Origin of the sequence: Pontibacter toksunensis, assembly GCF_042686245.1 — a bacterium.
Taxonomy (GTDB): Bacteria; Bacteroidota; Bacteroidia; order Cytophagales; family Hymenobacteraceae; genus Pontibacter; species Pontibacter toksunensis.
In genome coordinates, this window is sequence record NZ_JBHUOX010000034.1 from 1 (window position 1) to 24,393 (window position 24,393).

Below are 24,393 nucleotides of genomic sequence, written 5' to 3' on the forward strand. Positions count from 1 at the left end.
GGCCATCCCTGCGGGTGAGGGTGCCGCGGCCGCTGTAGTAGGCCCTGTTGCCGGTGATGACCAGCGAGCCGGGCTCGTAAGAGGTACTACGGAAGGTGAAGGAGCCGGCCTGCAGCAGGAGCATGGTCGAACCCTGCACCTGGTCCTCTTCCCCGTTCCTTTTGCTGTACCTGGCCACCAGGCTCCAGTGCGCCCTTTTGCTGGTTTGCATAAATTCATAGGCAGGGGCGGCGGGTGACTCTATCCAGCCGCCACCGGTCACAAAGCCTGCAGTAGGGTCGAAGACGGAGACGTACGTGACAGAGGTGCTCACGACACAGCCTCCGCCTGGTCCTCCGGAACTGACACTCACTTTGAAGAAGTCAGGAGCGGAAGGCCAATCGACGGTGATAGAGCTTGTGCCCTGGCCGGTGAAGTTGGTGTAAGGATTGCCTTGGCTGTCGGTTATCAGCCAGGAGAAGGAGTTGGCCCCGGTGTTGGGAAGGGAGTAGGCAGAGCCAGCGGTGCCTGCCTGAACAGAGGTTAGACCAGTGATAACAGCATCGGTTACATCCGGGCACTGGGCCTGCTGGCTGTACTTGATAGTCAGGAAGTCGTTTCCTGTAACAGGGCTAAAGGTATAGCCGGTAACAATAACATTATTTTTCAGGTCTAGGGCAAGGTCTACGGCCACATCAACATTATTAGTTGACGCAGCATAGTGCTCAGCCCAAATCTGATCTCCTGTGGCGGCATCATAACGAACAGTAGCAAAGTCGCTGCCCAGGAGCGTATTATCAGTTGAACTATAGCCTGTAACGTAGACGCCAGCATTATTGACGGCTATAGCGCTGGCCCGCTCAAAAGTACCACCGGAGCTGTTGTAGCGTTGTGCCCAGGTTTCTTCGCCTGTAATGGCATCGTAGCGGAGGGTGGCATAGTCGCTGTTAAGATTAGTGCCACTGGAACCAGTTATGTAGACGCCCCCGGCGTAATCGACTGCGATGTCGGCGGCAAAATCACTTTCATTGCCGGGGCCGTTGTAGAGGCGGGCCCAGGATTCTGTGCCACTGCCGGCTTCGTAGCGGACGGTGGCATAGTCAACACCGCCTGTGTTGCCATAGCTGTAGCCAGTCACATACACACCACCGGCATTGTCTGACGCGATGGCAACGGCAACATCATTTTCGTTTCCGGGGCCACTGTAGAGGCGCGCCCAGGTCTGTTCGCCAGTGGCAGCTTGATAACGAACCGTGGCGTAGTCGGAAAAACTGAAGCGGTTACCAAAGGCAGTGCCTGTAACATAAACACCTCCGGCATTATCAACAGTAATGGCTGTGGGAGAACTGGGTGCGTTGCCGGAGGAATAAAGTCGGTCCCAGGTCTGTTCGCCGGTCGTGGCCTCATAGCGTACGGTGGCATAACTTGCAAACAGCGGACTGCTCCCTAACCTCTCCCCGGTTACGTAAACGCCTCCGGTATTGTCAACTGCAATGGCTTTAGCGAAACTTGGGCCGCCCCCGGAACCATTATAAAACTGCACCCAGGACTCTACGCCGGTGGCGGCCTCGTAGCGCACAGTGGCGTAACTTACTGCTGTTGTGCCGCTGTTGGTGCCCGTCACGTAGACGCCGCCGGTGTTGTCTACGGCAATGGCAGTGGCGGTAATATTCTGGAACTGCACCGCCCAAAGCTGCTCACCAGAGGGAGAATACTTCACTGTCACCATCTGCTGAAGAGAACCAAAGCTGTTACCTGTCACGTAGCTGTTCCCTTCCGCGTCCACAGCCACTGCAATTGGCTTGTCATCCGTATTACCGGTGCTGCCATACAGCTGTACCCATACCCTGTTGCCTGTGGCGGCGTTATAGCGGATAGTGGCGAAGTCCTGGCTGAAGTCGGTGCTATATCCCGTCACGTAAACGCTGCCAGTATTTACTGCAATGGCTGTTGCCCTGTCTGCGCTGTTTGCCGGACCGTTGTAGCGTGTAACCCACGTTTCCTCACCGGTGGCGGCGTTATAGCGGAGGGTGGCATAGTCCTGATTGGAGTTAGGTCCGTCGTTGAAACTGTAGCCTGTTACGTAAACTCCTCCAGCGTTATCGACCGCAATAGCTGTAGCTTCATCACTTTCTATAGAATTGCCGTATTGCTGTGTCCATGTCTCTTCACCAGTGGTGGCCTCGTAGCGGACGGTTGCAATATTCTGGCTGCCCCTTAAACCACGTGCGCTGAAGCCCGTGACATACACTCCCCCGCTTGCATCGACCGCGATGGCTGAGGCGCGCTCATTGGCACCAGTTACGCCATAGCGGCTAACCCAGGTCTCTTCGCCGGTGGCAGCGGCGTAGCGGACAGTAGCGTAGTCTTCATAGGCCTGCTCATCCTCGCTGTAGCCCGTTACATAAACACCTCCAGCGTTGTCTACGGCGATAGCGGTAGCCCGATCAGCACCTGTGGCGGGGCTGTTGTATAAGCGGACCCATGCCTCTTCGCCGGTGGCGGCGTTGTAGCGGACGGTCAGGTAGTCAGGGGTGGACCTTCGTTCGGCACTGGAGCCGGTAACATAGATACCGCCAGTATTGTCTACTGCGATAGCTGTGGCATAATCGTCACCAGGCCCACCACTGTGTACCTTGTTCCATGTTTCTTCACCAGTAGCAGCGTCGTAGCGGACGGTGGCTATATCTCTACCAAAAATGTCATCTATGGCGCCTGTGACATATACGCCGTTGGCATCATCGACAGCGATAGCCGTGGCACTAGCGTTTCCGGAGCCACCTTCAGGACCTGGGTAATACTGAGCCCATATTTCTTCACCGGTAGCCGCATCGTATCGGATAGTGGTGTAGCCAGTCCCATATTCAGTGCCGCTGCTGGTGCCAGTAACATAAATGTTGCCGTTGTTATCGATGGCTATATCAATTGCTCTGGAACTTTTAGGATACAGCACCGCCCAAAGCTGCGCGCCGGAGGGATCGTACTTCACAGTGACTATGTTTGTAATTATTGCTCCCGAGCTGGTGCCTGTCACGTAGCTGTTGCCCTCAGCATCTACCGCTATAGCCGCAGCCCCTTCGTTAGTACTGATGGTAGTGTTATACAGTTTGGCCCACTCCAGCGTCGGTTGCTGGGCATGTACTGGGAAAAAATGAACACAAACGAGTAAAAGAACCACTGCGTGTAGTACGTGTTTTTTCATAGTATGAAGTTTTAAAGTGTAGATGGTTGCAACATAAGGTTCACTCTCCTTCCTGGTTGGGAAGGATGTAGTAGTTCCAGCCGGGTGTAGTGTGAGATGAGGAAGAATTTGCTGAATAGGAGCCTTGATTATTTTACGTTACTTTTCTTTGATTGTATTATGCTATACTAAGAATAGTGGAGGTTTGAACTGTCTGTATAATCATCCTGCTAAATATAAGATTCTGGCTGCTACAAAGAGAAGTGTGGTAGCAGCAGGTAAACATGTATAACTTAAGCATGTTGTAATGCTATATTTGTGTCTATGAATTCCATTAAGCTTGGCTCCTACTATCGCCTCTATACTTTTTCTGATTACCAAACCATGAAGTCTGCGCTGCCCTATATGCGGCGTGTGGTGCTGGCGAAAGGACTGGTTGAGGTGACGGAGCCTGAGGCCCGAAGCTACGTAGGACGCATAGCCGGCAAAGGGTACTATAACTACCTGAAGCCTCTCAACAGCCAGAATACACGCACTTCAGCTATGCACTCACTTATCTCTGCGCTGCAGGTACTTTATAAGTGCAATGGCTATTCGGCCAGGTACATTGTCATCGAGCGGGGGTAGCGTGTGAATTGTCGGTTATATTGGAAACATTTATTTTCTAAGCTGCCTTAGCTTTTGTTCATCCAGTGCCTCATTGTTGGCCTTTTCTATTTCTTCCTGTGCGCTCCACTCCCCCGGGGGTGCATTTTTACGTTTGGCGCTGTTGGGGTAGGCATCCTCTACTAGCTGAAGCTGCCTTCGCGCTGCTTTGGCTGCCTCACTTCCGTACTGCTTTGGCTGCCATACTTCGCTCGAAACCGAAACCTTTACAGGGCGCTTCACATGAAAACTGGAATAGACTTTTTTCCGAGCCGCCAGATTACCTGTCTGGATACGTTAGCTGCAGGTATGTTGCAGAATTGTTTATGTTTTGACTACTGACTTGCTGAGACTTCTGCTTAATCCGGCAGTGTCATTACGGGTTTGAATAAATAAGAAATCCCGCTAAAAAGATTTCTTAAAGCGGGATTTCTGTAATTAATTTAGGGCTATCGCGGGCTCAACGATTGCCAGAATAATGGCATACTCAAATTAAATGGTAGGTGTGCCTCCTGTTACCTGCACGGTAGAGCCTGTCATGTAGCTGGAATCCTGTGAAGCCAGCAGTACATAGATTGGTGCCAGTTCGGCTGGCTGCCCTGGTCGTTTCAGTGGTGTGTCTTTCCCAAAAGTCTTTACCTGATCGGCAGGCATGGTTGCGGGAATGAGTGGTGTCCAGACAGGGCCGGGTGCTACACAGTTCACCCGGATGCCTTTTTCTGCCAACAGTTGGCCCAAGCCTGCTGTGAAGTTTTGGATGGCCCCTTTCGTAGCAGCATAGGCCAGCAAAGTTGGCCGGGGCTTATAGGCATTGACAGAGGTCGTGTTTACAATGGTACTGCCCGGTTTCATGTGTGGCTCTGCCGCCTTGCAAAGGTAGAACATGGCATAAATATTTGTGCGGAAGGTGTAGTCCCATTCCTCACTCGGAACATCCTGCAGCGACTCCCGTGACATTTGAAATGCAGCATTGTTAACCAGTACATCAATCTGCCCGAACTCGTCTACGGCCCGCTGAATGATTTTCTTGCAGTGTTCTTCTTCGCTGATGTCACCAGGCACCAGTATGGCTTTGCGGCCAGCCTCTTCCACATAGCGGGCTGTTTCTTTCGCGTCTTTGTCTTCGCTGAGGTATGATATCAGCACATCGGCACCCTCGCGCGCAAAGGCAATGGCGACTGCCCTGCCTATGCCGGAGTCACCACCTGTAATAATGGCTTTCCTGCCTTCCAGTTTACCTGAGCCTTTATACGTTTTCTCTCCATGGTCTGCATCAGGCGTCATTTCCTCTTCTGTACCTGGCACCTCCTGTTTCTGGTCCGGAAAAGGCGGCTTCGCATACTGTTCTTTGGGATCCTGCATGTTGGGTTTGTCTTCTTTGTTCTTATCCATAGCTAAATGTATTGTGTTGTATCAAAGTAGGTTTAGACGCTTATACAGGTAACCTGTTATCTAAAAGCAGGCTTTACTTAGTGAGTGCGTGCTCTGGTCATGAGAACATATGCTTCTACTGAGAGAACAGCAGTTGACGTTTTTGCCCTTAGTATATCAAGTTGCATAAAGGGTATTCCACAGGAATGATACCTTTTTTCTGTTTAAGCTGCCGTAGCTGCTGTTTATCCAGCGGCAACTAACCTATGGTTCCATTATTGTCTGTCTGTGCTTTCCGGGCCGAGAGGCCTCGTCGTGGTGGAAGGGAGCCTCTTAAGGACATTGCGCTGGGAGTTTTTCTGCGGCAGGGGTGCTTACGCGACACCTAAAAATCTACAAATAGAGGGCTTCTGCCTCTTGGCGCTCAACCCAAAGACTGAATCTGTTTCACTCCGTGCCAACTCATAGAAAAGGCTTAATTTATGGAAATAGCTTTATGTGAATGGGTATTATGCTTCCTGAAGTTTACTACCAGAAAAAATGAAAGACTCCCTTGGATGAGGAGCCTTTCATTTTGAGAAGTTCGTAAGGTAGTAGTAATTCGTATGTCAGAAACCTCAGCTTGTTGTAGTGCTGATACAGGACTGTCTGCTCAAATTTCCTTACCTGGCTTTGACCAGTTTATACTGCTTCGCTTCTTTGCCTGTACTTACTACCAGTACATACACTCCCGTATCGAGGCTTTGGCCGATTGTAAGCTTTCTGTTTCCTTCTACCTGCTCCATTTGCCACACTTCTCTGCCAGTAACATCATAGAGTTTCAGGCTGTACACTTCCTCTTTCTTGCCATTGAATTGTAGCGTAACCTGTTGCTGGAATGGGTTTGGATAATAGTAGACCAACGGGCTTTCTGCCGTTACATTATTGCCTGAGACCAGGTATGAGGTAGTTGTCTGGCTTAGCACTACAGGGGATAGCCTGCTTCCGGGGATAGGCGCCTCCGTTTTCCCATCCGGCAGCTGCCAGGCCACGGCCAGGTTGTCCCCTCCCCAGCCTTGCTTGTGCAGGGCCTCTACGTAGTATTTCTTGCCTGCCTCCAGGCGGATAGCTGCTGACTTCTGGGAGGCATACTTGCCCCACTCGCGGGAGTTGGTCCAGCCGGTGACGGAGGCAATCTTCTGCTTGTTTGCCGGGCTGTCAGTGGTGCTCAGCCACAGCTCGGAGTTGTCGTCTGAGGCGATATAGAAGGTATAATTCCCCGTCTGCGGAGGGCAGATGTAGCCGCTTACGCGGGCGCCGTAGTTGCTGCCAAGTCCTGATGGCGACTCGAAAAGGCTCAGTTGGCTGCTGCTGCTCGGGGCGCTGCTTAATGGTATATCTGAAACGCTGCTGCCTGACACGCTTGACCAATGCTCCCGCAGGATGGTACCGGAGGCAGTGCAGGTAGTAATCTGGCCAGTCACAAAAGGGGATAGCCTGCTTCCGGGGATTGGCGCCTCTGTTTTCCCATCCGGCATTGCCCAGGCCACTGCCAGGTTGTCTCCGCCCCAGCCTTGCTTGTGCAGGGCCTCTACGTAGTATTTCTTGCCTGCCTCCAGGCGGATAGCTGCTGACTTCTGGGAGGCATACTTGCCCCACTCACGGGAGTTGGTCCAGCCAGTGACGGAGGCGATTTTCTGCTTGTTTGCAGGGCTGTCGGTGGTGCTCAGCCACAGCTCCGAGTTGTCATCCGAGGCGATGAAGAAGGTATAGTTGCCTGTCTGCGGTACGCAAATATAGCCCCTGACTTTTGCGCCGTAGTTGCTGCCAAGCCCGCTCGGTGCCTCAAACAGGCTCAGCTGGCTGCTGCTGCTTGGGGCGCTGCCCAGGGGAATATCCATCACGCTGCTGCCCGATACGTTTGCCCAGTGCTCCCGAAGAATGGTGCCCGAGGCGGTGCATGCGGTGGTGGTGGCTGGATGCACGGTCACGCTCACCTCATCGGAGCCCTTGAGACCACCATTGTCCGTCACTGTCAGTTGGAATATATAAGTCCCCTCCACCAGGCCGGTTACAGTAGTAGAGGCAGTTGTCTTACTGCTGAATACTACTGTCCCTGGTCCTTTTACCTGGCTCCAGGAATAAGCGCTGATGGTGCCATCCCGGTCTGTGCCTGTTCCGCTTAAGGTGACGGTGCTTGTAGGCAGCGTGACAGAAACATCAGACCCGGCACTAGCCACTGGCGGTTGATTGGTTGAGGCAGTAAAAGGTATCAGTCGGGAACCAGGTATAGGCCTCTCCAGTGTGCCATCAGGCAGCTGCCAACCTACGGCCAGGTTGTCTCCGCCCCAGCTCTGCTTGTGCATGGCCTCAATATAGTATTTCTTGCCTGCCTCCAGTCGAATTGCCGCTGACTTTTGCCCTGGGTATTTCCCCCATTCCCGCGGATTTGTCCATGCCTCAACAAAGGCCAGCTTCACTTTATCTGCAGGGTTTTCGGAGGTGCTCAGCCACAGTTCTGCGTTGTCGTCTGCCGCAATCCAGAAAGTGTATTCGCCACTGGCAGGGGCCTGTACGTATCCCCTGACACGCTGGCCATAGTTGTGCGCCACATTGGTGGGGGCCTCAAAAGAACTTAATTCTGTTGTGCTTGTTGGCGTGGTGTGGAACGGAATTTCAGAAACGGAAGTGCCTTGCACATTTGCCCAGTACTCCCGCGTGATTGTGCCCGTTTCAGTAGTATTATCCACTTTTACGAGAACCTCAAATGACTCTCCTCTGGCTCCGGCAGCGTCTGTGGCCACTGCCGTCAACGAATAATTGCCTGCCTCGGAAGGTGTCCAACCTATCTGGTAGGGACTGGTGAAATCCTCGCCTATTTTCTGGCAATTTGCAAAAAATTCTACTCCCTTTATTGTTTCCTCCCGGTCACTTGCGTCCGCAGCGATGGATATAGCCTGGTTTACCTTGAGCAATGCACCATCTCCGGGAGTTGTTATACTCACTGATGGAGGTGTTGTGTAACGTTTAAGAACAGAACCTAATGCCTTAAACCATCTCTCCGACATCTGGTATTCTGCTTGCAGGTTAGGGTGAATGCCATCATAGGAATCCGCTCCCGGAGTGGGATCAAAACCAGTGTGCTGATCTACCAGTAGGATAGGAGAAGTTGTTGTATTCAGTTCCTGTGCCAGGCTTGCAATCTCTTTGTTCAGCAGTTTAACATTGTCGGCAGCCATTACTCCTACTTTAGCTGGATCAGCAGGAAAAATCTGAGCCAGCAGTATGGTAACGTTTGGGTTGTCCTGGCGCAGAATACGCACAACTTCCCGCAGCTCGGTAACAGTGCTGGACACTGTGTGGTAATGAAACATGTCGTTGGAGCCAAGATGCATCAGCACAACATCGGGAGTGTAGCCCTGCAGCCAGTCCGCCAGTTTTCCCTCAGATGGATAATTTGAATTTCCGTTTATTATCTGATCTGCACGCCAGCCACTATGCCCTTCATGAGCAAGGGGTGGAAACTCAGTAGGCTCTTTAGGGCATGATTCCAATGGGGTAATTAAGTTCGGTGATGCATCTGATGTTCTGGAGCCCACATAGCTGAAATCAATATAAGCTTCTGTCAGCCTTTCATACAGGGCATAGCGATAGCTGGGGTAGGTACTTGTTCCCTGGGTGATAGAGTTGCCTAAAGGCATAATCTTGTAAGTTTGTGCCTGTAGGAGGAAGGGTGTTCCAAGTAACAGAAACAAGATCAGGCACAAGCTATTGCAGGTGCGCCCGGAGGAGTAAAAATTTGCTGGCATATAGTAGGTTTAAGTGGTTTAGAAAAGAAATAGCTTAACAGCTATACTTTCATCTTTGGGCTGTTTAGTTTTCATCAGCGGCAGCTGGAAAGCATGTTCCGCAGAGAAAGGCTTAAAAGCTTGAGAGCACCTACGCAACCATCAGAAATATGGTTATTTCAGAGACTTGATCAATAAACCTGCTATTGCATTGCAAGGCAACATGTTTTTAGTAGACGAAAGTTTTTTTACTGTTGAAATGTATAAAAAACTAGTATAAGTGTAAAAGAAGCTATATTGAAGGTAGCTTGAGTGTATATTTATAGCAGGATTTTTTGGTGTGGGTAAACCTTTTGGATGAGCAGATTTATTTCTCTTTAAGCCAAGCTTCTGCTTCAGCTTTTGTAAGGAAGTTTTTGTACGCAAATTCCGGCTTTATTTCTGCTCCCATTTCTCTGGCATAACCCCTCAGTTTACTTTCTTTGGCAGCATCTGTGGTGAGTATGCGGGCAAACTGCTGCAGAGGAGTAGAATTCAAATCGTATACAAACTGGAAAATCACCATAGCATAGTCTTCTTCGCTCACGCCAATGGTGGTGTTCCTGCAATCAAGTATAAGCTTCTTTATATCGTGATTGGCTATGGTTTCTTTAATGGTCGTGAAAGCCTTGTGAATTTGCAGCAGGACATATTCCTGTATGTCAGGGCATGTGGCACACAGAATACAGGTAGATGTATCATAATCTAGTTTGATAAAGCCGTTCTCGTATAATATCACTTAAAATTATGCTTTGGTTGTAAATGAAGCTTCTTTTTGTTAGCAGAATAGTCAGGTGAAATTACAATCAGAATCGCATTTAAGTTCAAGTGTCTGTAATACAGTTAATTATTTATGCTCTTCCTGCTGAAATCAGCCTCGGGTTTTTTACGGTGTCTGTGGCAGGTGAAATTTAGAGTTAAAAGCTGAGGCAGGAAGGAAAAACTAACAAAACAGGAGGAAAACTGTACATAGAGCATGATAGAAGAAAACAGGTCTGGCTCAAACCAGCAGGAAAGCTCGTTACATCAATCACCGTCGGCCAAGGCCATCCACCATGCAATTTTTCTGGAAGCTGAGACAGAACTGGAGCGTCCGTCTTCCGCCCTGTTTTGGTCGGGCCTGGCAGCTGGCTTGTCCATGGGCTTTTCTATGATTGCGGAGGGCTTGCTGATGGCTTACCTGCCAGATGCTCATTGGAGCACGCTGGTTTCTAATTTTGGCTATAGCTTGGGTTTCCTGATTGTTATACTTGGCAAGCAGCAACTGTTCACTGAAAACACGCTCACGCCCATCCTGCCGCTCCTACATAAAAAGAACGGGGCAACACTCTGGAATGTGCTGCGGCTCTGGGGCATTGTGCTTTTCGCCAACCTGCTGGGTGCCTTGGTAATCGCCCTGGTTTCAGCCCATACAACTGCCTTCGACGCGCATGTGATGTCAGCATTTTCAAAGATTGGCCACAAGGCGATGGAGCAGGACTTCAGCGCAGTACTGGTTCGGGGGATATTTGCAGGCTGGCTTATTGCCCTGATGGTGTGGCTCCTGCCGTATGCCCAATCCGCACGGGTGTGGGTAATTATATTTATCACTTATATTGTAGGAGTGGGGCACTTCAGCCATGTAGTGGCAGGAGCTGTAGAAACCTTTACACTGGCTGCCATGGAGCAGGCTACCTGGTGGAGTGTAAGTGTGAACTACATACTTCCTGCCTTAATCGGGAACGTGATAGGAGGGGTGATTCTAGTAGCCGCGCTAAATCATGCACAGATAACGACGGGTGAGAAAGCAGGCTATTTTTAATTTTTTTATTCTCTGTCGTCCATCTCGAAACAAGAGCTTCTACACATTAGAAGCCACAAAGAAGTGCTTTTATTTTCCAACAGCGTTGAAAAATAAAGGCACTTTTGCACGATTCGCAACATGAGCCTGAATGCAGCTGAGCACCCATTACAGTCACACTCCACTCTATTGCAATCATGGCGGCAATTCCACAAGATCAATCGGGTTGCCTCTCATACTGGCAGTGGCATAAGATAAAGCTAACCAACCAAAACATCCTCTGCACTACCTTATAAGGGTATATGGAACTATACGGGCATCAAATTACTGAGTCTCCGATTAAGTCTGCTTTTAGTAGTTTATTCAGCTAAACTACCAATATACCCGTAGCCACTAAGCATAAAATTGTTACATCAGTTTCAGGAAACAGATGCCGCCCGCATCGTGTCCGCACATGTAGTTTTATGGGAATGTTTTATGCCTTTCTAGCCTGTCTGTTGGATTATTTCAATCTTCATGATTACTTAAAAACCGGGACAGCAGACTTTAGGAAATATGCTCTCTTCTCGCATTCTGCAATATAGTCTCTAGGTATTCTTTATCTTCCTTCGCTTTCATGTCCTTCAGGGAGGCCTCTTCAATAGAGTTCAGCTCCTTTTCCAGGAGTTGCTTGTGTTTGTCTTGCTCATCGCGTTCGCTTATTTTGCTTAACAGGTCAATAAGGCGAGTCTGTACAGCCACATCTTTTGTAGAATATGCCCGGATGCTGGCTGTGCACATATAAAATATTTTCTCAAAAGGTATAGGTCCGTAAATAAGACAGGCCGTGCCGTCTTTGCGTTGTACCACCTTAAGCCGCCCGCTTAGTTCCTGCAACCTGCAAAGCAGGTCCATCAGGTAGTCAATCGCCTGAATAGCCGTGCCGGGGTCATTCACGCCCGGGCTCAGCGCTTTTACGGCTATTTCTGTTAGATGCTTGAAGCCGTAGATAAAGTTGTCTACCACTTTTTCCTGGTGCCGTAGTATCACATTCTCTTTCAGTAGTTCCAGTATCTTATCATTCATGGGCCTGTTGATTTCAATAAAAGGATCACCTTTCAGCAGGTACATTCCCTGGTCTTTCAGAAACCTTACCTTTAAGCCCATCTTTTTTGATCTCCTCATAATGTCGTCTGTTGTAACGGTATCAAAATACCCGGAATCCCATGCTTTCACCGTATAAAACTCTTCCTCCTCTTCCCACTTCTCATGGTAACTCCCACTGTTGAGTTCTCTGTCCAGCACATCTCTTGTGTTGCGGTAGATGTTGTTAATAATGTTTCCTATCTGGATTTCATTCGAGATTTTATGAATAAAGTAGATAAAGCTGATAAGGCTGGCAAATCCCAGTAACATACACAGAACAACTGATAAAAGTGGTACTTCTGGCCCTGATGGCAATGTCTGGATATTGCTGAGCACAACAATGTTACAGCTTATGGCACCTATGATGGTACCGAGTACCACCTGGCTTCCTCTCTTACTGACCAGATCCGGCAATAACCTGGGAGAGAAGCTAGTAGTAACCTGCGACAGCACAATCATCACCATGGCAAAGGTGAAGGTTACGAGAGTGATGAGCCCAGTTAGGAGCGATGAGAGAAGGCTACGGGCCGTGTTAGCATTATCTATTTTCAGAAAAGGCACTTTCTCTATAAGGGATCCTCCCACAGAAGTTTTATCCAGGTAAGTAGCAAACCATGAGAGAGAAAGTAAACCCAGCGCAATCATAACAGGGTAAAAAGCAATGCTGTTGGTAATCTGCATGTATGCCTTTTTAAAGGCGTAAATAGGTTTTGCAATTATCATTTTTAAATAACAAATAATTTAAGCAGTACGGGGCGCTTAGGTTCGGTGGGTGCCAGGCAAAAGGCAGGGAAAATAAGCTTTAGCATGAGGGGCCTTTTCTTTCCCAATGCAAAGTTGGATAGTTGAGAAACGCAGTTCACCAGTTCCGGGTTTACCTTACTTACACCATGCCACCACCAGAAGCTAACTTCGATTTGCTATAAAACACCTGCAAGGAGGTTACAACCGCAGTAGGAAAAGAGAACAACAACAGGGAGTAACATCATTTATCAGCAACTAAGAGGGCCAGCTTTAAATTTTCTCTCCTGAATAAGACTGCATTATAATCACATACTTGAAAACATACCAGACATCAGGTGCTTTGATGGACGGGGAAAGACTCGGACCAGTACAAGGAAGGAATTCTAATTAACCTTTTCTTTAAGCCATTCTGCTGCACTTTCGTCGTCGTTGAAGGTCTCAACGTCGAATTTCAGCTTTAGGATAGGGTAAAGCAACCTAAAGGAGCGCTGCCCATAAATGCCAGGCGAGAGCACATGTGCATAATACCGAAGCCCTAGCTCCTTTGCCTGTGGAGCCCATTTGTGGATGAGCCAGCTAACGGCAACATCCCAGGGGCCTATCAGTTCCCGGTTGCTGTTCAGAAGTCCTTTGCTAGGTTTCTCCCGCAGCATAGAAAGAACATGGTTGCCTCCCATTACAACTGTTTCCATGGATTGTATGCCTATCCAGTTAACAGCAATAAACGAGTTGGTAGCCATTCTCCTCGCTTCAAAAAAGGTGAACCCTTCTGCTTTTTTTAATTCCTTATATTCTATTAAATCCAATTTATGTCTTTTGTATTCTCGGACTCCTGCTAAAGAGCCCACTTTAACCATACTGTTACTATAGTATACGGTGTTTATAAAAAGTTTTTCATGGCCATGACGGTTTCTTCCGGTGCACTCAGATTAGGGCAATGACCAGTGGCCTCCAGAACCACCAGTTTGCTTCCTGCTATGTTCCGGTGCGTATACTCACCTACAGACAGAGGAGCAATGGCATCATCAGTACACTGTAGTATCAGGGTTTCAGTCTTTACCTGTGGTAAATCTTTCCGGTTGTCTGAGAGAAAAGTGATGTGGGCAAAGTCTTTGGCAATTTCCAAGTTGCTCCTGCAGAAACTCCCTACCAGTTCCTGGCCCAACTCTGGTCTTGCTGGGTTACCCATTATAACGGGGGCAATAGTGCTGGACCAGCCCAGGTAATCACTGTCCAGAGAATTGAGCAAGCCCTGTATGTCCTCCTTAGTGAAACCACCGGTATATTCTCCGTCGTTGATAAAAGAGGGGGAGGGGCTTATAAGGATCAGCTTCGAAAAGCGCTCCGGCTCCATGATGGCTGCCAGAGCTCCTATCATGGCACTAACAGAATGCCCTACGAAAACAACGTCCTGCAGGCCCAGTTCCCTGCAAATTTCTAAGACATCAGCTGCATAGGCCTTCAATGAATCGTAATGTTCTTTGGTATAGTCGGTGGTGTCGGAGCCGCCAAATCCAATATGATCAAAAAGTACAACTTTATAGTCAGCCTCGAAGGCCGGGGTTATATAGCGCCACATGTTCTGGTCGCAGCCATAGCCATGCGCGAACAGCATAGGCTTTTGTCCTTTACCAATAACTTTAACATTGTTCTTTTTCACTGCTTCCATACAAAGTAATATTTCGTTTCGGCATCTGCCATAGCTGTATGTTTCAGAGAAAATACCAGCTATGGTACTCTTTTGTTTGAGTTGCTTCTTTTTCAAAGCTACCAAAACAAATCCTGAGATAAAATCAGCAACACAGACAATGAAACTAAAACTGCGGAAATCTCAGGTTTATTTGTGGTAATTACTAGTTTAGGAAAAAGTACACTTTGAGGTATTCTTCGTTAACCCATCTGAGACTACTTTTTCTGTAAGTGAGTCCTACAATTAGTGTTTTATAATGTCTGATTATTTGTTTATTACAAGCTGATTATTAACAAGTTATTTATTTCATATAGTTAAAATAAAAGTCCTAGAATCATAATTTCTAGTTTTAGTTTGCCACGGTTCCTCATTACTTTTAAATCAACAAGAAGCATTCATTTATCTGCTACTCTGGTGCAGGAAGATTGAATTTTATTTCTGAAGGAAGATTCAGCTATTACCTGTAAACTTTACACCTAATATGATTTTGCTGGGATGAGCCACTGTTTAAGAACAAATTAAGAGTTCTGCTCAAGGTTTTAGAGTGGATGCTGTAAAAACAGGTAAAACTAATGGTAGTAGGTGCTTATGATACAAATAGAAGCATTATTTATAACCTGAATCAGATATAAATTTGGAAATATTCTGATTTTAATTTAAATTTTAATCATAGTTTAATATTTGCTTCTTCTCCTTTAGCTGCCGATAAGCCAACAAAATAAGGCTCATACGATAGCATACTTCAAAGTTTCGCGGCCTTAACCTGTTAAGGAATACGACTTCATACTTTTATAAATTTCCTTGAGTGGATTTTATAAAAGCTTTCAGGGTGCTTCACGAGGCTGCACGATACTTTTAGATGCAGTTGCTGCTTTGGAACAGGTAAAGGCCTTTTCCCTTAGTTCAGTACCAATCTCACGCTTTCCAGACTTTTTCATACAGGTTCTTCCACTTTAAATCGTACGATATGTTGAAGGAATTCCAAAAATCAGTGATTCTGCTACTTCTGCTATTAGCCTTCCCGGGAGTAGAGGCGTTTTCGCAGGCAGCAGTTACAGTGTCCGGACAGGTGACGGATGCCAGAACAAAGGAGCCCCTGGTGGGCGTGAACGTTTATGTGCGGGACAGGATGGTTGGCACCAGCACCGACAGCCAGGGCCATTATACCTTGTCCACCACCGCGGGTACACCTTTTACACTCGTCTATTCTATGGTAGGGTATGCCCCACAGGAAATTACCATCACAGAGAGCCGGTCTAATGTAGATGTTGCCCTTGCGGAAGCAAATGTGCTGGGCTCTGAAGTAGTGGTAACAGCCTCCAGGGTAGAGGAAAACATCATGCGCTCCCCAGTGAGTGTCGAGAAGATGGATGTGCGCGCCATACGTGAAGCACCTGCCGCCAGCTTCTACGAAGGTTTGCAGAACCTGAAAACCGTTGACATGATTACAACCAGCCTGGGTTTCAAAATCATTAATACCCGCGGCTTCATGAGTACGTCCAACAACCGCTTCGTACAGTTTATTGATGGTATGGATAACCAGGCACCCGGCCTCAACATACCTATAGGCAATATGGTGGGCATTTCTGAACTGGATGCCGAAAGCGTCGAGATTATTCCCGGAGCAGCTTCGGCTCTTTACGGACCGAATGCTTTTAACGGCGTGATCAACATGACCAGTAAAAACCCTTTCGACTACCAGGGCCTGAGTGCTATGGTGAAGCTGGGCGTGAACCATGTGGATGGCCGCGATGCAAACCCCAGCCCGATGTACGAAGGCATGATACGGTATGCGAAGGCTTTTAACAACCGGGTTGCCTTTAAAGTGAACCTGGCCTATCTGAAGGCGCACGACTGGCACGCAAACAGCACAGAAAACGTTGACCCGCTATCGTATGCTACACAAGGAAACAACCCCAACAATCCGGCTTACAATGCCTTAAATATTTATGGAGATGAAGCCGTGACCAGCTTGCCAATTGGCCCGATGGGGCTGCCGGTGCGGGTGGCGCGCACTGGTTATTTTGAAGAAGACCTGGTGGATTATGACACCTATAGCCTGAAAGGTGATGCTGCCCTGCATTATAGGATAACGGAGAAAATGGAGGCTATCTACCACTATAAATATGGCGCAGGCACAGCTGTTTACCAGGCCGCCAACCGCTACGCCATCAAAAACTTTACCCTGCAGCAGCACAAGCTGGAGTTGAGAGGAACGAATTTCTTTGCCCGCACCTATTCCACGTTCGAAAACTCCGGAGATTCCTATGACTCCCGTTTCCTGGCCCTGAACCTGAACCGCACCTGGAAAAGTGACCAGCAGTGGTTTCAGGAGTATGCAGCCGCTTACCTAGGCATAGTGCCGAGCGTGGAGGCAGGCGACCATAGCGTGGCCCGCGGCTTTGCCGACAGGGGACGCCTCATACCAGGCACAGCTGAGTTTGACCGGGAGAAAGAACGCATAGTTGGTCTAACGGACTTCAGGAGGGGAGCCAAGTTTGATGACCAGACCAAGATGTACCACACCGAAGGCCAGTACGACGTCAGCAGCTGGACAGGCAAAGTAGTGGATCTGCAGTTTGGCGGGAGCTACAGACTTTATGACCTGAACTCTAACGGAACCATTTTCAGCGACACCACGGGCAACGACATTACTATTTATGAGTATGGTGCCTACGCGCAGGCCATCAAACGACTCCTTGATGACAAGCTGAAAGTGACCGCTTCCCTGCGCTATGATAAAAACGAGAACTTCGAGGGACGCTTCACGCCAAGAGCCTCCGCTGTATACACTATTGGCGAGAACCATAACTTCAGGGCTTCTTTCCAGACAGGCTTCCGCAACCCCACTACCCAGGACCAGTTTATCTTCCTGAATATAGGCCAGGCTATACTAGTTGGCGGTGTGCCTGCCACCAGCCGCGGCCTGAACCTGTATGGCCCCGGCTCCAACACCGTCTCGCTTTCCTCTGTGCAGGCATTCGGAAATCAGGTGCAGCTGGATGTAATAGGAGGAGTGAACAGCTCCCGTGCCGTTATCCAGAATGCCGGATTACTGCAGGCAGGAGAAGTAGACTATGTAAAACCCGAGCAGGTGCGCTCCTATGAGGTGGGCTACAAGGGCCTGCTGCTGGAGAAATCCCTGATGTTTGACATTAACTACTACTACAGCTCTTACCGTGACTTTATCCTGGGCACAACGGTGGTCCAGACGGAAAGCGATATCCAGACAAACCCGCAGGCCGCAGCGTTTGATATTGCCTTGAGCCGCTTCCAGCCCTACCAACTCTACACCAATGCCGACCAGCGGGTGGCAGCGCAGGGCGCAGCACTTGGCGCTACCTATACCCTGGGTGGCTACACATTTGGCGGAAACGCAAACTGGAACAAACTGGACCTGGGAGAAGACACCAACCCGGACCAGATAGCAGGTTTCAATACACCGGAGTGGAAGTTTAACCTGAACGTAAGTAACCGCAACTTTTACCGCAACCTGGGCTTTAGCGCCGCCTTCCGATGGTCTGATTCCTATATCTGGCAATCGTCTTTTATAGCTGGTATTAACGATGCCCTGATACCTTCTTATTATACCCTGGATGCCCAGGTAAGCTATAAATTACCGTCACTGAAGTCTATCGTCAGGCTCGGTGGGTCTAATGTGACAAATAACCGAATCCGGCAGGTGTATGGCGGGCCATACATTGGGGGGCTTTACTATGTGTCCATTACGTTCGACGAACTGCTGAACTAAGGGCCATTCACACTACAAAGAGATATGTTCAATTCATAATACCTACGAGCATGAAAATCATAAAACTGTTATCCCTGTTGCTGTTTCTGGGAAGTACGCTTTTGTCCTGCACCTACACGCCGCCTGAGCCAGCCGAAGACCCGACCAACCCCCGCACAGCACCTACATCCGGTAGCGCTGATTTTAGTAAGTATGTGGCTGTTGGCAACTCCATAACGGCCGGGTTCATGGACAATGCACTGTATGAGGAGGGGCAGTTGAATGCTTACCCCGTTATTCTGGCAAACCGCATGAAAATGGTTAACGGAGATGCTGCTTTCAACACTCCGGTGCTTGCCTCTCCCACCGGGGCAGGCTTCGGCGGGTTTGTACCGGGCACTGCCACTCCGGTGGGGCGCTTCCGGTTTATCCTGCCCACTTGCGGTCCAAACCCTTCGGCCACCAACACGCTTGGTTTAACACCGGCCCCGATAGTGCCCGGCGACAACCTGGCGCCTTATGCAGGTGATAAGGCTGCGCTGAATAACTTCAGTGCACCAGGCACCAAAAGCTTTCACGTGTTTGTAAACGGCTACGGGGCAAACCCGCAGCAGGGAAACCCTTTTTACTGGCGTTTTGCCTCGGCTCCGGCTGCCAGTTTTCTGGGCGATGCCCTTGCGGCACAGCCTACCTTTTTCTCCTACTGGCTGGGCTACAGCGACGTGCTCTTTTATGCCATAACGGGTGGCTCCGGTAATGCAAACCCCGGCACCAACCCTGCCACATACGCTGCAAACGACATGACAGACCCGGCCTTGTTTGAGTCGGCGATGAATACGGCGCTGGGTGCTTTATTGGGAGGGGCAAACACAAAAGGAGTTGTGGCTACTGTTCCGGATGTTACCAGAGCGCCTTTCTTCAGGTTAATAAACGAGGCTTTGACAACAGGCGGTGCCAGGTCGGCCATTCCTTTTGCCTTATCCGAAGGACAAGCTGCTGCACTAAACGCCGGTTACGCACAACTGGGGCCAGCCGCGGCGGCTGTTAACTTCAAAGCCGGCAAAGTGAATTTTCCTGTCATCGTCACTGCCACCGGCCTGCGGCACATGGACCCTGGCAAAGACTTTCTGGTGCTGACAACGCCGCAGGACTCGCTGCTGGCGGGTACTATCAGCGCCTGTAACCCTGGGCAACGGGCAGGCTGGGGAATAACGAAGCCTATTGAAAGCAGGTATGTGCTGGACGAAACCGAAAAGAATATGGTGAGAGCGAGGATAGAAGCTTATAACACAGAAATCAGGGCAGCCGCTAACACCGGAGGCCGTGCAGACCGCCTGGCTTTAGCGGATATTCACCAGTTATTTGAAGGATTGGACAACAGCCGCAATACCATTGCACCTGGAGGTATTATCTCTGTAGACGGTCTTCACCCGAACCCGATGGGGCAGGCCATGATAGCAAACGAATTCATCAGGGCAATCAACGCCGAATTCGGCTCCACCTTGCCACCCGTCAATCTCCGCAACTATAGGCAGAACATATTGCCTGAAAATTAGGAGTAGCCCAGCAACAACTTGTTTTATCTAATTAGCTTTTTATCCTGTAGTTTTATGATGACAGCTTGGGTAGATGAAGGTAAAAGCAGTAGGGTGAAATACCGTAACTATAGAAGAAATTAAGAAAGGAAGTTATTAAATTTCTCCCTATAGTGTACTGGCTGTAAGGTGTACTACTAAAACAGATACCTCCTGCAAAATTGTGGGAGAAAGCTTCACAGTAAGTATGTACAAGAGGAATATAAAATCATAAACGTTTGCCGATATTATTAACAGCTCGTGTAAGTATGTGGCTTACATGAGCTGTTAGATGTTTGACTTTAAGTGGCGATACTTTAATATCCATTTTAAGAGAGTTTTGGTTGTGGTTTTACCACCTTTACTACCTTCTCAGGATGCTCGTATAAATTTACTTCGACATATACAGTTGCTGTGGAGTTTAAAGCCATACCTATTTTTGAAAAGAAGCTCGTGCAGCGCTTTTTATACCTTCTGAAATTTTCCCGCAGAAAAATAAATCATAAAGCTTGCTAATCCGTAAAGGCTTATTAGCTTTGGAACACAAAGTACTTTCTCATGGACCAACAGCAAGACCAGTTAGCAACCCTGCACGAGATACGCAGCATCATGGACCGCTCCTCGCGCTTCATCTCGCTCAGCGGGCTCTCGGGCGTGGCCGCCGGGGTGTCGGCGCTGCTGGGCGCCGGCGCCGTGCAGTGGTACCTGCTGGCCCGCGGCACCGACTACGCCCGCAGCCTGGGCGACGGGGAGGCGGGGCGTTTCCTGCTGGCTGCGGCCGGCCTGGTCTTCCTGGTGGCCCTGTGCTCGGCCACCTACTTCACCGCCTGCCGGGCCCGCCGCGCCAACCACCGCGTCTGGGACAGCCGGAGCGAGCGGCTGCTGGCCAACCTGCTCATCCCCTTGGGGGCGGGGGGCGTGTTCTGCGCAGCGCTGCTCTACCACGGACTGCCGCTGCTAGTGGCCCCGGCCATGCTGGTCTTCTACGGCTGCGCTCTGCTCAATGCCAGCAAGTACACCCTGGGCGAGATCCGCTACCTGGGCCTGCTGGAAGTAGGACTGGGACTTGTGGCGTGCTTTTGGGTGGGCTACGGGCTGCTGGCCTGGACGCTGGGCTTCGGGGTGCTGCACGTGGTTTACGGGCTGGTGATGTATAACAAGTACGAACGTTAGGGGCCAGTGAAAGCGTACCTGGAGCATATCAATAAGGCCTTCGAGAGCAGGGCGCGGCTGGGGATTATGTCGGTGCTGATGGTGGAGGAGCGTGTGGACTTCAGCACGCTCAAGGACACGCTCCAACTCACCGACGGCAACCTGGCCAGCCACCTGCGGGCCCTGGAGGAGGCTGAGTACCTGCAGGTGGAGAAGCAGTTCGTGGGGCGCAAGCCTAACACCACCTACCAGGCCACAGAGACAGGTCGTGAGGCTTTTCAAGAGCACCTGGACGCCCTGGAGCAGCTTATTTTGAATAACAGGAAAGAGAACTGATATTTTTTTGACTCTGCACTTTGTAACTCAAAGTACTTTAGGTAAACTAACAGAAAGACACAGACAAACTTGCAGCACCGGCACCAGGATGCGAAACGAGCTGACAGAACTGGGAACAGAGCTAAAACATTTTAGAGTATAAAACCATGAAAGACGAAATGAAAACACAAGGAGAATTAGCTGTAAATGACGGATCTACTGCTTTAGACATTATCAGCTGGATATTTGGAACCGTATTTTTTGCGATCGGAGTAGTGAACACTTTTTGGGGAAATGACCCAGCGTTCGGTGTATTTATCATTCTTCTTTCTTTCGTTTACTTTCTTCCGGTAAATGACATGTTCAAGAAAATGACTGGCTTCACTGTTCCTGGAATAAGGGGACTAAAAATCCTTCTGGGCATTTTTATTTTCTGGGCAGCACTGGGCGTGGGTGAGTTGTTCGACAAGATAGAACTTATGATGAACAGTTTCTAAGTCCTTAAGAGCCAAATAATTTAACAAAGCATTTTAAAAACAAGAACTTATGGTAACGCAAAACAAAAGACTTATTGGTATTGTGCTCTCAGTAGCTTTCATATTGCTCATTCCCTTTATAGGGATGCAACTCACAGATGAAGTGTCCTGGACACTGTTCGATTTTGTGGTCGCTGGTATTCTGCTGCTCGGCACGGGGCTCCTTTGTGAACTTGTCATGAGGACTGTAAAGAATGTGGACTTCCAAATAGGCATCCTTGCAGTGATATTGATTTCTCTCTTCCTCCTTTGGGCAGAAATTGCAGTTGGTATTTTCGGAACACCGTTCGCAGGAAACTAAACCCCAAAGAAATGAAAGAAGGCGTCATGACATTAAACATATTCAGTTGGCTGTTTGGGCTGGCTGTTTTGGCGGTCGGAGTATTGAATCTGATTTTGGTGCACCCTGTTCCAGGCATTGCTTACCTTTTTCTTTCAATCATCTACTTGCCTCCGGCAAATGCCATTCTTAAGGAAAAGTTTGGTTTCTCGGTTCCGCTTGTGGTAAAAATTCTCCTGGGCATCGTCATCATTATGTTCACGCTAGGAGTGAGTGATCTGGGGGATATGATTGATTGAGCGGTTGTCAGGGCTTCTGCCTGGATACAAATTTGGTTAATAGAGTAAGCAGCTGACACATTTAGAAGGGGCCGCAATCAGTATTTTTTTAGGCTTTTACTTTGTGTTACTACGTTCATTCGGACGCTCAACATCAAAAGATTTTACCATCATTAGCTTTTAAATGCACGGCAAATCCTACTGAACATTATCAGCAAAACCTATGAAACAGCTCAAAATCAGTTCATTCTGTTTAATAGTACTGTTGTGTTTTGTGCTTGCTCCTGGAGTACGTGGGCAGGAGGTTGAAGAGAACCCAGCACCCAAGACTATTAACGAATTAAGAAGAGCCATTTTAAAGGTTTTACAGGATACAGGTACTCCTGCTGCCGGCATAGCACTGGTAGATAGTACAGGACCGGTATGGGTTGATGGGCTTGGGCTTGCCGATAGAGAAGAAGGAGTAAAGGCTGATGAAGAAACCATGTTCAGGATTGGGTCCACCTCAAAAATCGTTGTTGCGCTAGCCATCTTAAAACTACAGGAGCAGGGAAAACTAAACTTAAAAGATAAGGTCAGGGAGTTAGTGCCTGAAATTGAATTTGAAAATCCCTGGGAGGAGACGAACCCCATTCTGGTGGAGCATCTCCTGGAGCATACCACAGGATGGGACGACATGCACTTGCCGGAATTATATAATGATGGATCAGAAATACTTTCTCTTAAAGAGGCGCTCGAGCTACATCCTCACTCACGCGTTTCCCGTTGGCTTCCAGGTACACGTATGGCCTATAGTAATACAGGGCCTAATGTTGCTGCCTATATTATTGAAAAAGTAACGGGTCAACCGTACGAAGAATTCATCCAGAAGAATTTCTTCGCTCCTATCGGAACAGAAACGATGACCTACTTTCTCTCTGAAGACTATAAGCAAAAAGGAGCCACGCTTTATAAAGAAGGGCATCCCTCTGATTACGGGCATATGATAATGCGTGCATCAGGCTCTATCAATGCATCTCCCAAAGATATGGCGAAAGTTATGCAGTTTTTTCTCAACAGAGGAAAGGTTGGTTCAAACCAAATTATATCAGAAAACTCTCTCAAAAGAATGGAAACGCCCTTGACAACCTTAGGAGCGCGAGCAGGGCTCAGTTATGGTTATGGATTATGTCTCTACACTTCCGAACATAACAGCTTTACTTATTATAAGCATGGAGGCGGTGTCGGAAACGGTATTTCTGATTTTTCTTATCTCCCTGAGTTTGGCGTAGGTTATTGTGTTCTGATTAACTCAGGTAATCCGAATGCTAGCCGGAAAATATCAACGCTAATCAGGGACTTTCAAACCCAACATCTTTCTTTACCGAAAAAACTGGTTGCTGTACCTTCTTTAAAGGCTTTGCGCTTCATTAATGGTTATTATCAGCCGATCAATCCCAGCACTGGGCCTATTAAGTTACCAACATTAACAGCACGACGAGTTTGGACCGAAAACGATACACTCTATAGCCAGTTCCCTGCTCATATTGGTGACATAGAAAAATATGTCGCTTTGAATAACAGCCTTTATCAGTCGGTTAAAACGAAAAAAGCAGAGTTAATATTTGTAAATGACCCATTGGCAGGTGAAGTTTTTGAGTTAGCAAATGTGGCGAACGGTACAGTTACATTTGCTACAATTCCCGGAGCTTTCTTTTTCGCCAGGATACTGCTGTTCATTCTCTGGCTATTATTTGTAACCCTGGCTTTTCTATTATTGCCGGTTTGGGTTTTCCGTTACTGGAGAGGCAAGATTTCAGGTGGAGCTAATATTTTTATCCGGATTTGGCCCCTTCTGCCAATTGTGTTTTTGATATCAGCTTTTGTGCTTCTTGCTGGGGGCACAATGAACGGAACAGCGTCTTTAGCGAAACCCACCTTCATTTCAGTTTCTATCATGATTGCAACAATCGCATTCCTTGCTTCGGCATTTAACTCAGTTATTATGGCGTTCAGATACAGGAATAAAGGCATCAAAAGGTCTGTCTTTCTTCCGGCAGCATGCTTATCTGGACTACACTTACTGGTTGCTTTCTTCCTCTTATGGCACGGATTAATAGGACTTAGAACCTGGGCATAGGTTGCAACAGGATACCGCTGCCAAACCACTTTATGCTCTCTTCAGGATATTCGATTTATAAAACACCTCAAAACTGTGGAATCAAGAC

Annotated in this window: 18 protein-coding genes; 10 read left to right on the top strand and 8 right to left on the bottom strand. The window is 48.5% G+C overall.

What is annotated here, in order from left to right; all coding sequences use genetic code 11:
- On the bottom strand, positions 1-3,181 hold a 3,181-nt coding region (locus tag ACFS7Z_RS24760; protein ID WP_377491243.1), incomplete at its 3' end, for an SBBP repeat-containing protein.
- Between the two features lie 303 nt (positions 3,182-3,484).
- On the opposite strand from ACFS7Z_RS24760, the gene ACFS7Z_RS24765 reads away from it, so the two are divergent.
- Positions 3,485-3,787, top strand: coding sequence for a hypothetical protein (locus ACFS7Z_RS24765; protein WP_377491246.1), 303 nt, complete (start codon positions 3,485-3,487; stop codon positions 3,785-3,787).
- A gap of 30 nt (positions 3,788-3,817) precedes the next feature.
- On the opposite strand, the gene ACFS7Z_RS24770 is transcribed toward ACFS7Z_RS24765, so the two are convergent.
- From ACFS7Z_RS24770 to ACFS7Z_RS24785, 4 genes are all read right to left on the bottom strand, one after another.
- Positions 3,818-4,048: a hypothetical protein gene (locus ACFS7Z_RS24770; RefSeq protein ID WP_377491249.1), complete on the bottom strand. Its 231-nt coding sequence runs from the start codon at positions 4,046-4,048 to the stop codon at positions 3,818-3,820.
- Positions 4,049-4,297: 249 nt separating this feature from the next.
- On the bottom strand, positions 4,298-5,197 hold the full coding sequence (locus ACFS7Z_RS24775; RefSeq protein WP_377491252.1) for an SDR family oxidoreductase: 900 nt from the start codon (positions 5,195-5,197) through the stop codon (positions 4,298-4,300).
- Positions 5,198-5,838: 641 nt separating this feature from the next.
- Positions 5,839-8,964, bottom strand: coding sequence for a PA14 domain-containing protein (locus tag ACFS7Z_RS24780; protein WP_377491255.1), 3,126 nt, complete (start codon positions 8,962-8,964; stop codon positions 5,839-5,841).
- Between the two features lie 346 nt (positions 8,965-9,310).
- Positions 9,311-9,721, bottom strand: a complete 411-nt coding sequence (locus ACFS7Z_RS24785) for a hypothetical protein (RefSeq protein ID WP_377491258.1) — start codon at positions 9,719-9,721, stop codon at positions 9,311-9,313.
- A 237-nt stretch (positions 9,722-9,958) separates the two neighbouring features.
- On the opposite strand from ACFS7Z_RS24785, the gene ACFS7Z_RS24790 reads away from it, so the two are divergent.
- Complete coding sequence (locus tag ACFS7Z_RS24790; RefSeq protein ID WP_377491261.1) at positions 9,959-10,783, top strand: formate/nitrite transporter family protein; 825 nt, start codon at positions 9,959-9,961, stop codon at positions 10,781-10,783.
- Between the two features lie 525 nt (positions 10,784-11,308).
- On the opposite strand, the gene ACFS7Z_RS24795 is transcribed toward ACFS7Z_RS24790, so the two are convergent.
- From ACFS7Z_RS24795 to ACFS7Z_RS24805, 3 genes are all read right to left on the bottom strand, one after another.
- Entirely contained in the window at positions 11,309-12,610 is a 1,302-nt protein-coding gene (locus ACFS7Z_RS24795; protein ID WP_377491264.1) for a DUF2254 domain-containing protein, read from the bottom strand.
- Between the two features lie 404 nt (positions 12,611-13,014).
- Entirely contained in the window at positions 13,015-13,437 is a 423-nt protein-coding gene (locus ACFS7Z_RS24800; RefSeq protein WP_377491267.1) for a hypothetical protein, read from the bottom strand.
- 74 nt (positions 13,438-13,511) lie between these two features.
- Positions 13,512-14,300, bottom strand: a complete 789-nt coding sequence (locus ACFS7Z_RS24805) for an alpha/beta fold hydrolase (protein WP_377491270.1) — start codon at positions 14,298-14,300, stop codon at positions 13,512-13,514.
- A gap of 988 nt (positions 14,301-15,288) precedes the next feature.
- Between ACFS7Z_RS24805 and ACFS7Z_RS24810 the strand changes: the two genes are divergently transcribed.
- From ACFS7Z_RS24810 to ACFS7Z_RS24845, 8 genes are all read left to right on the top strand, one after another.
- On the top strand, positions 15,289-18,072 hold the full coding sequence (locus ACFS7Z_RS24810) for a TonB-dependent receptor (protein ID WP_377491273.1): 2,784 nt from the start codon (positions 15,289-15,291) through the stop codon (positions 18,070-18,072).
- 50 nt (positions 18,073-18,122) lie between these two features.
- Positions 18,123-19,607, top strand: a complete 1,485-nt coding sequence (locus ACFS7Z_RS24815; RefSeq protein ID WP_377491276.1) for a hypothetical protein — start codon at positions 18,123-18,125, stop codon at positions 19,605-19,607.
- 576 nt (positions 19,608-20,183) lie between these two features.
- Positions 20,184-20,798: a hypothetical protein gene (locus ACFS7Z_RS24820; RefSeq protein ID WP_377491279.1), complete on the top strand. Its 615-nt coding sequence runs from the start codon at positions 20,184-20,186 to the stop codon at positions 20,796-20,798.
- Positions 20,799-20,804: 6 nt separating this feature from the next.
- Positions 20,805-21,113: a winged helix-turn-helix domain-containing protein gene (locus ACFS7Z_RS24825; protein WP_377481634.1), complete on the top strand. Its 309-nt coding sequence runs from the start codon at positions 20,805-20,807 to the stop codon at positions 21,111-21,113.
- A 146-nt stretch (positions 21,114-21,259) separates the two neighbouring features.
- Positions 21,260-21,589, top strand: coding sequence for a hypothetical protein (locus ACFS7Z_RS24830; protein ID WP_377491282.1), 330 nt, complete (start codon positions 21,260-21,262; stop codon positions 21,587-21,589).
- 49 nt (positions 21,590-21,638) lie between these two features.
- Positions 21,639-21,929 carry a hypothetical protein gene (locus tag ACFS7Z_RS24835; RefSeq protein WP_377491285.1) on the top strand — a complete coding sequence of 97 codons (291 nt, stop codon included), beginning with the start codon at positions 21,639-21,641 and terminating at the stop codon, positions 21,927-21,929.
- Positions 21,930-21,940: 11 nt separating this feature from the next.
- Positions 21,941-22,207, top strand: coding sequence for a hypothetical protein (locus ACFS7Z_RS24840; RefSeq protein ID WP_377491288.1), 267 nt, complete (start codon positions 21,941-21,943; stop codon positions 22,205-22,207).
- A 202-nt stretch (positions 22,208-22,409) separates the two neighbouring features.
- The gene (locus ACFS7Z_RS24845) at positions 22,410-24,305 is read left to right on the top strand and encodes a serine hydrolase domain-containing protein (protein WP_377491291.1); all 1,896 of its coding nucleotides are present in this window, start codon (positions 22,410-22,412) and stop codon (positions 24,303-24,305) included.
- Positions 24,306-24,393 lie beyond the last annotated feature (88 nt).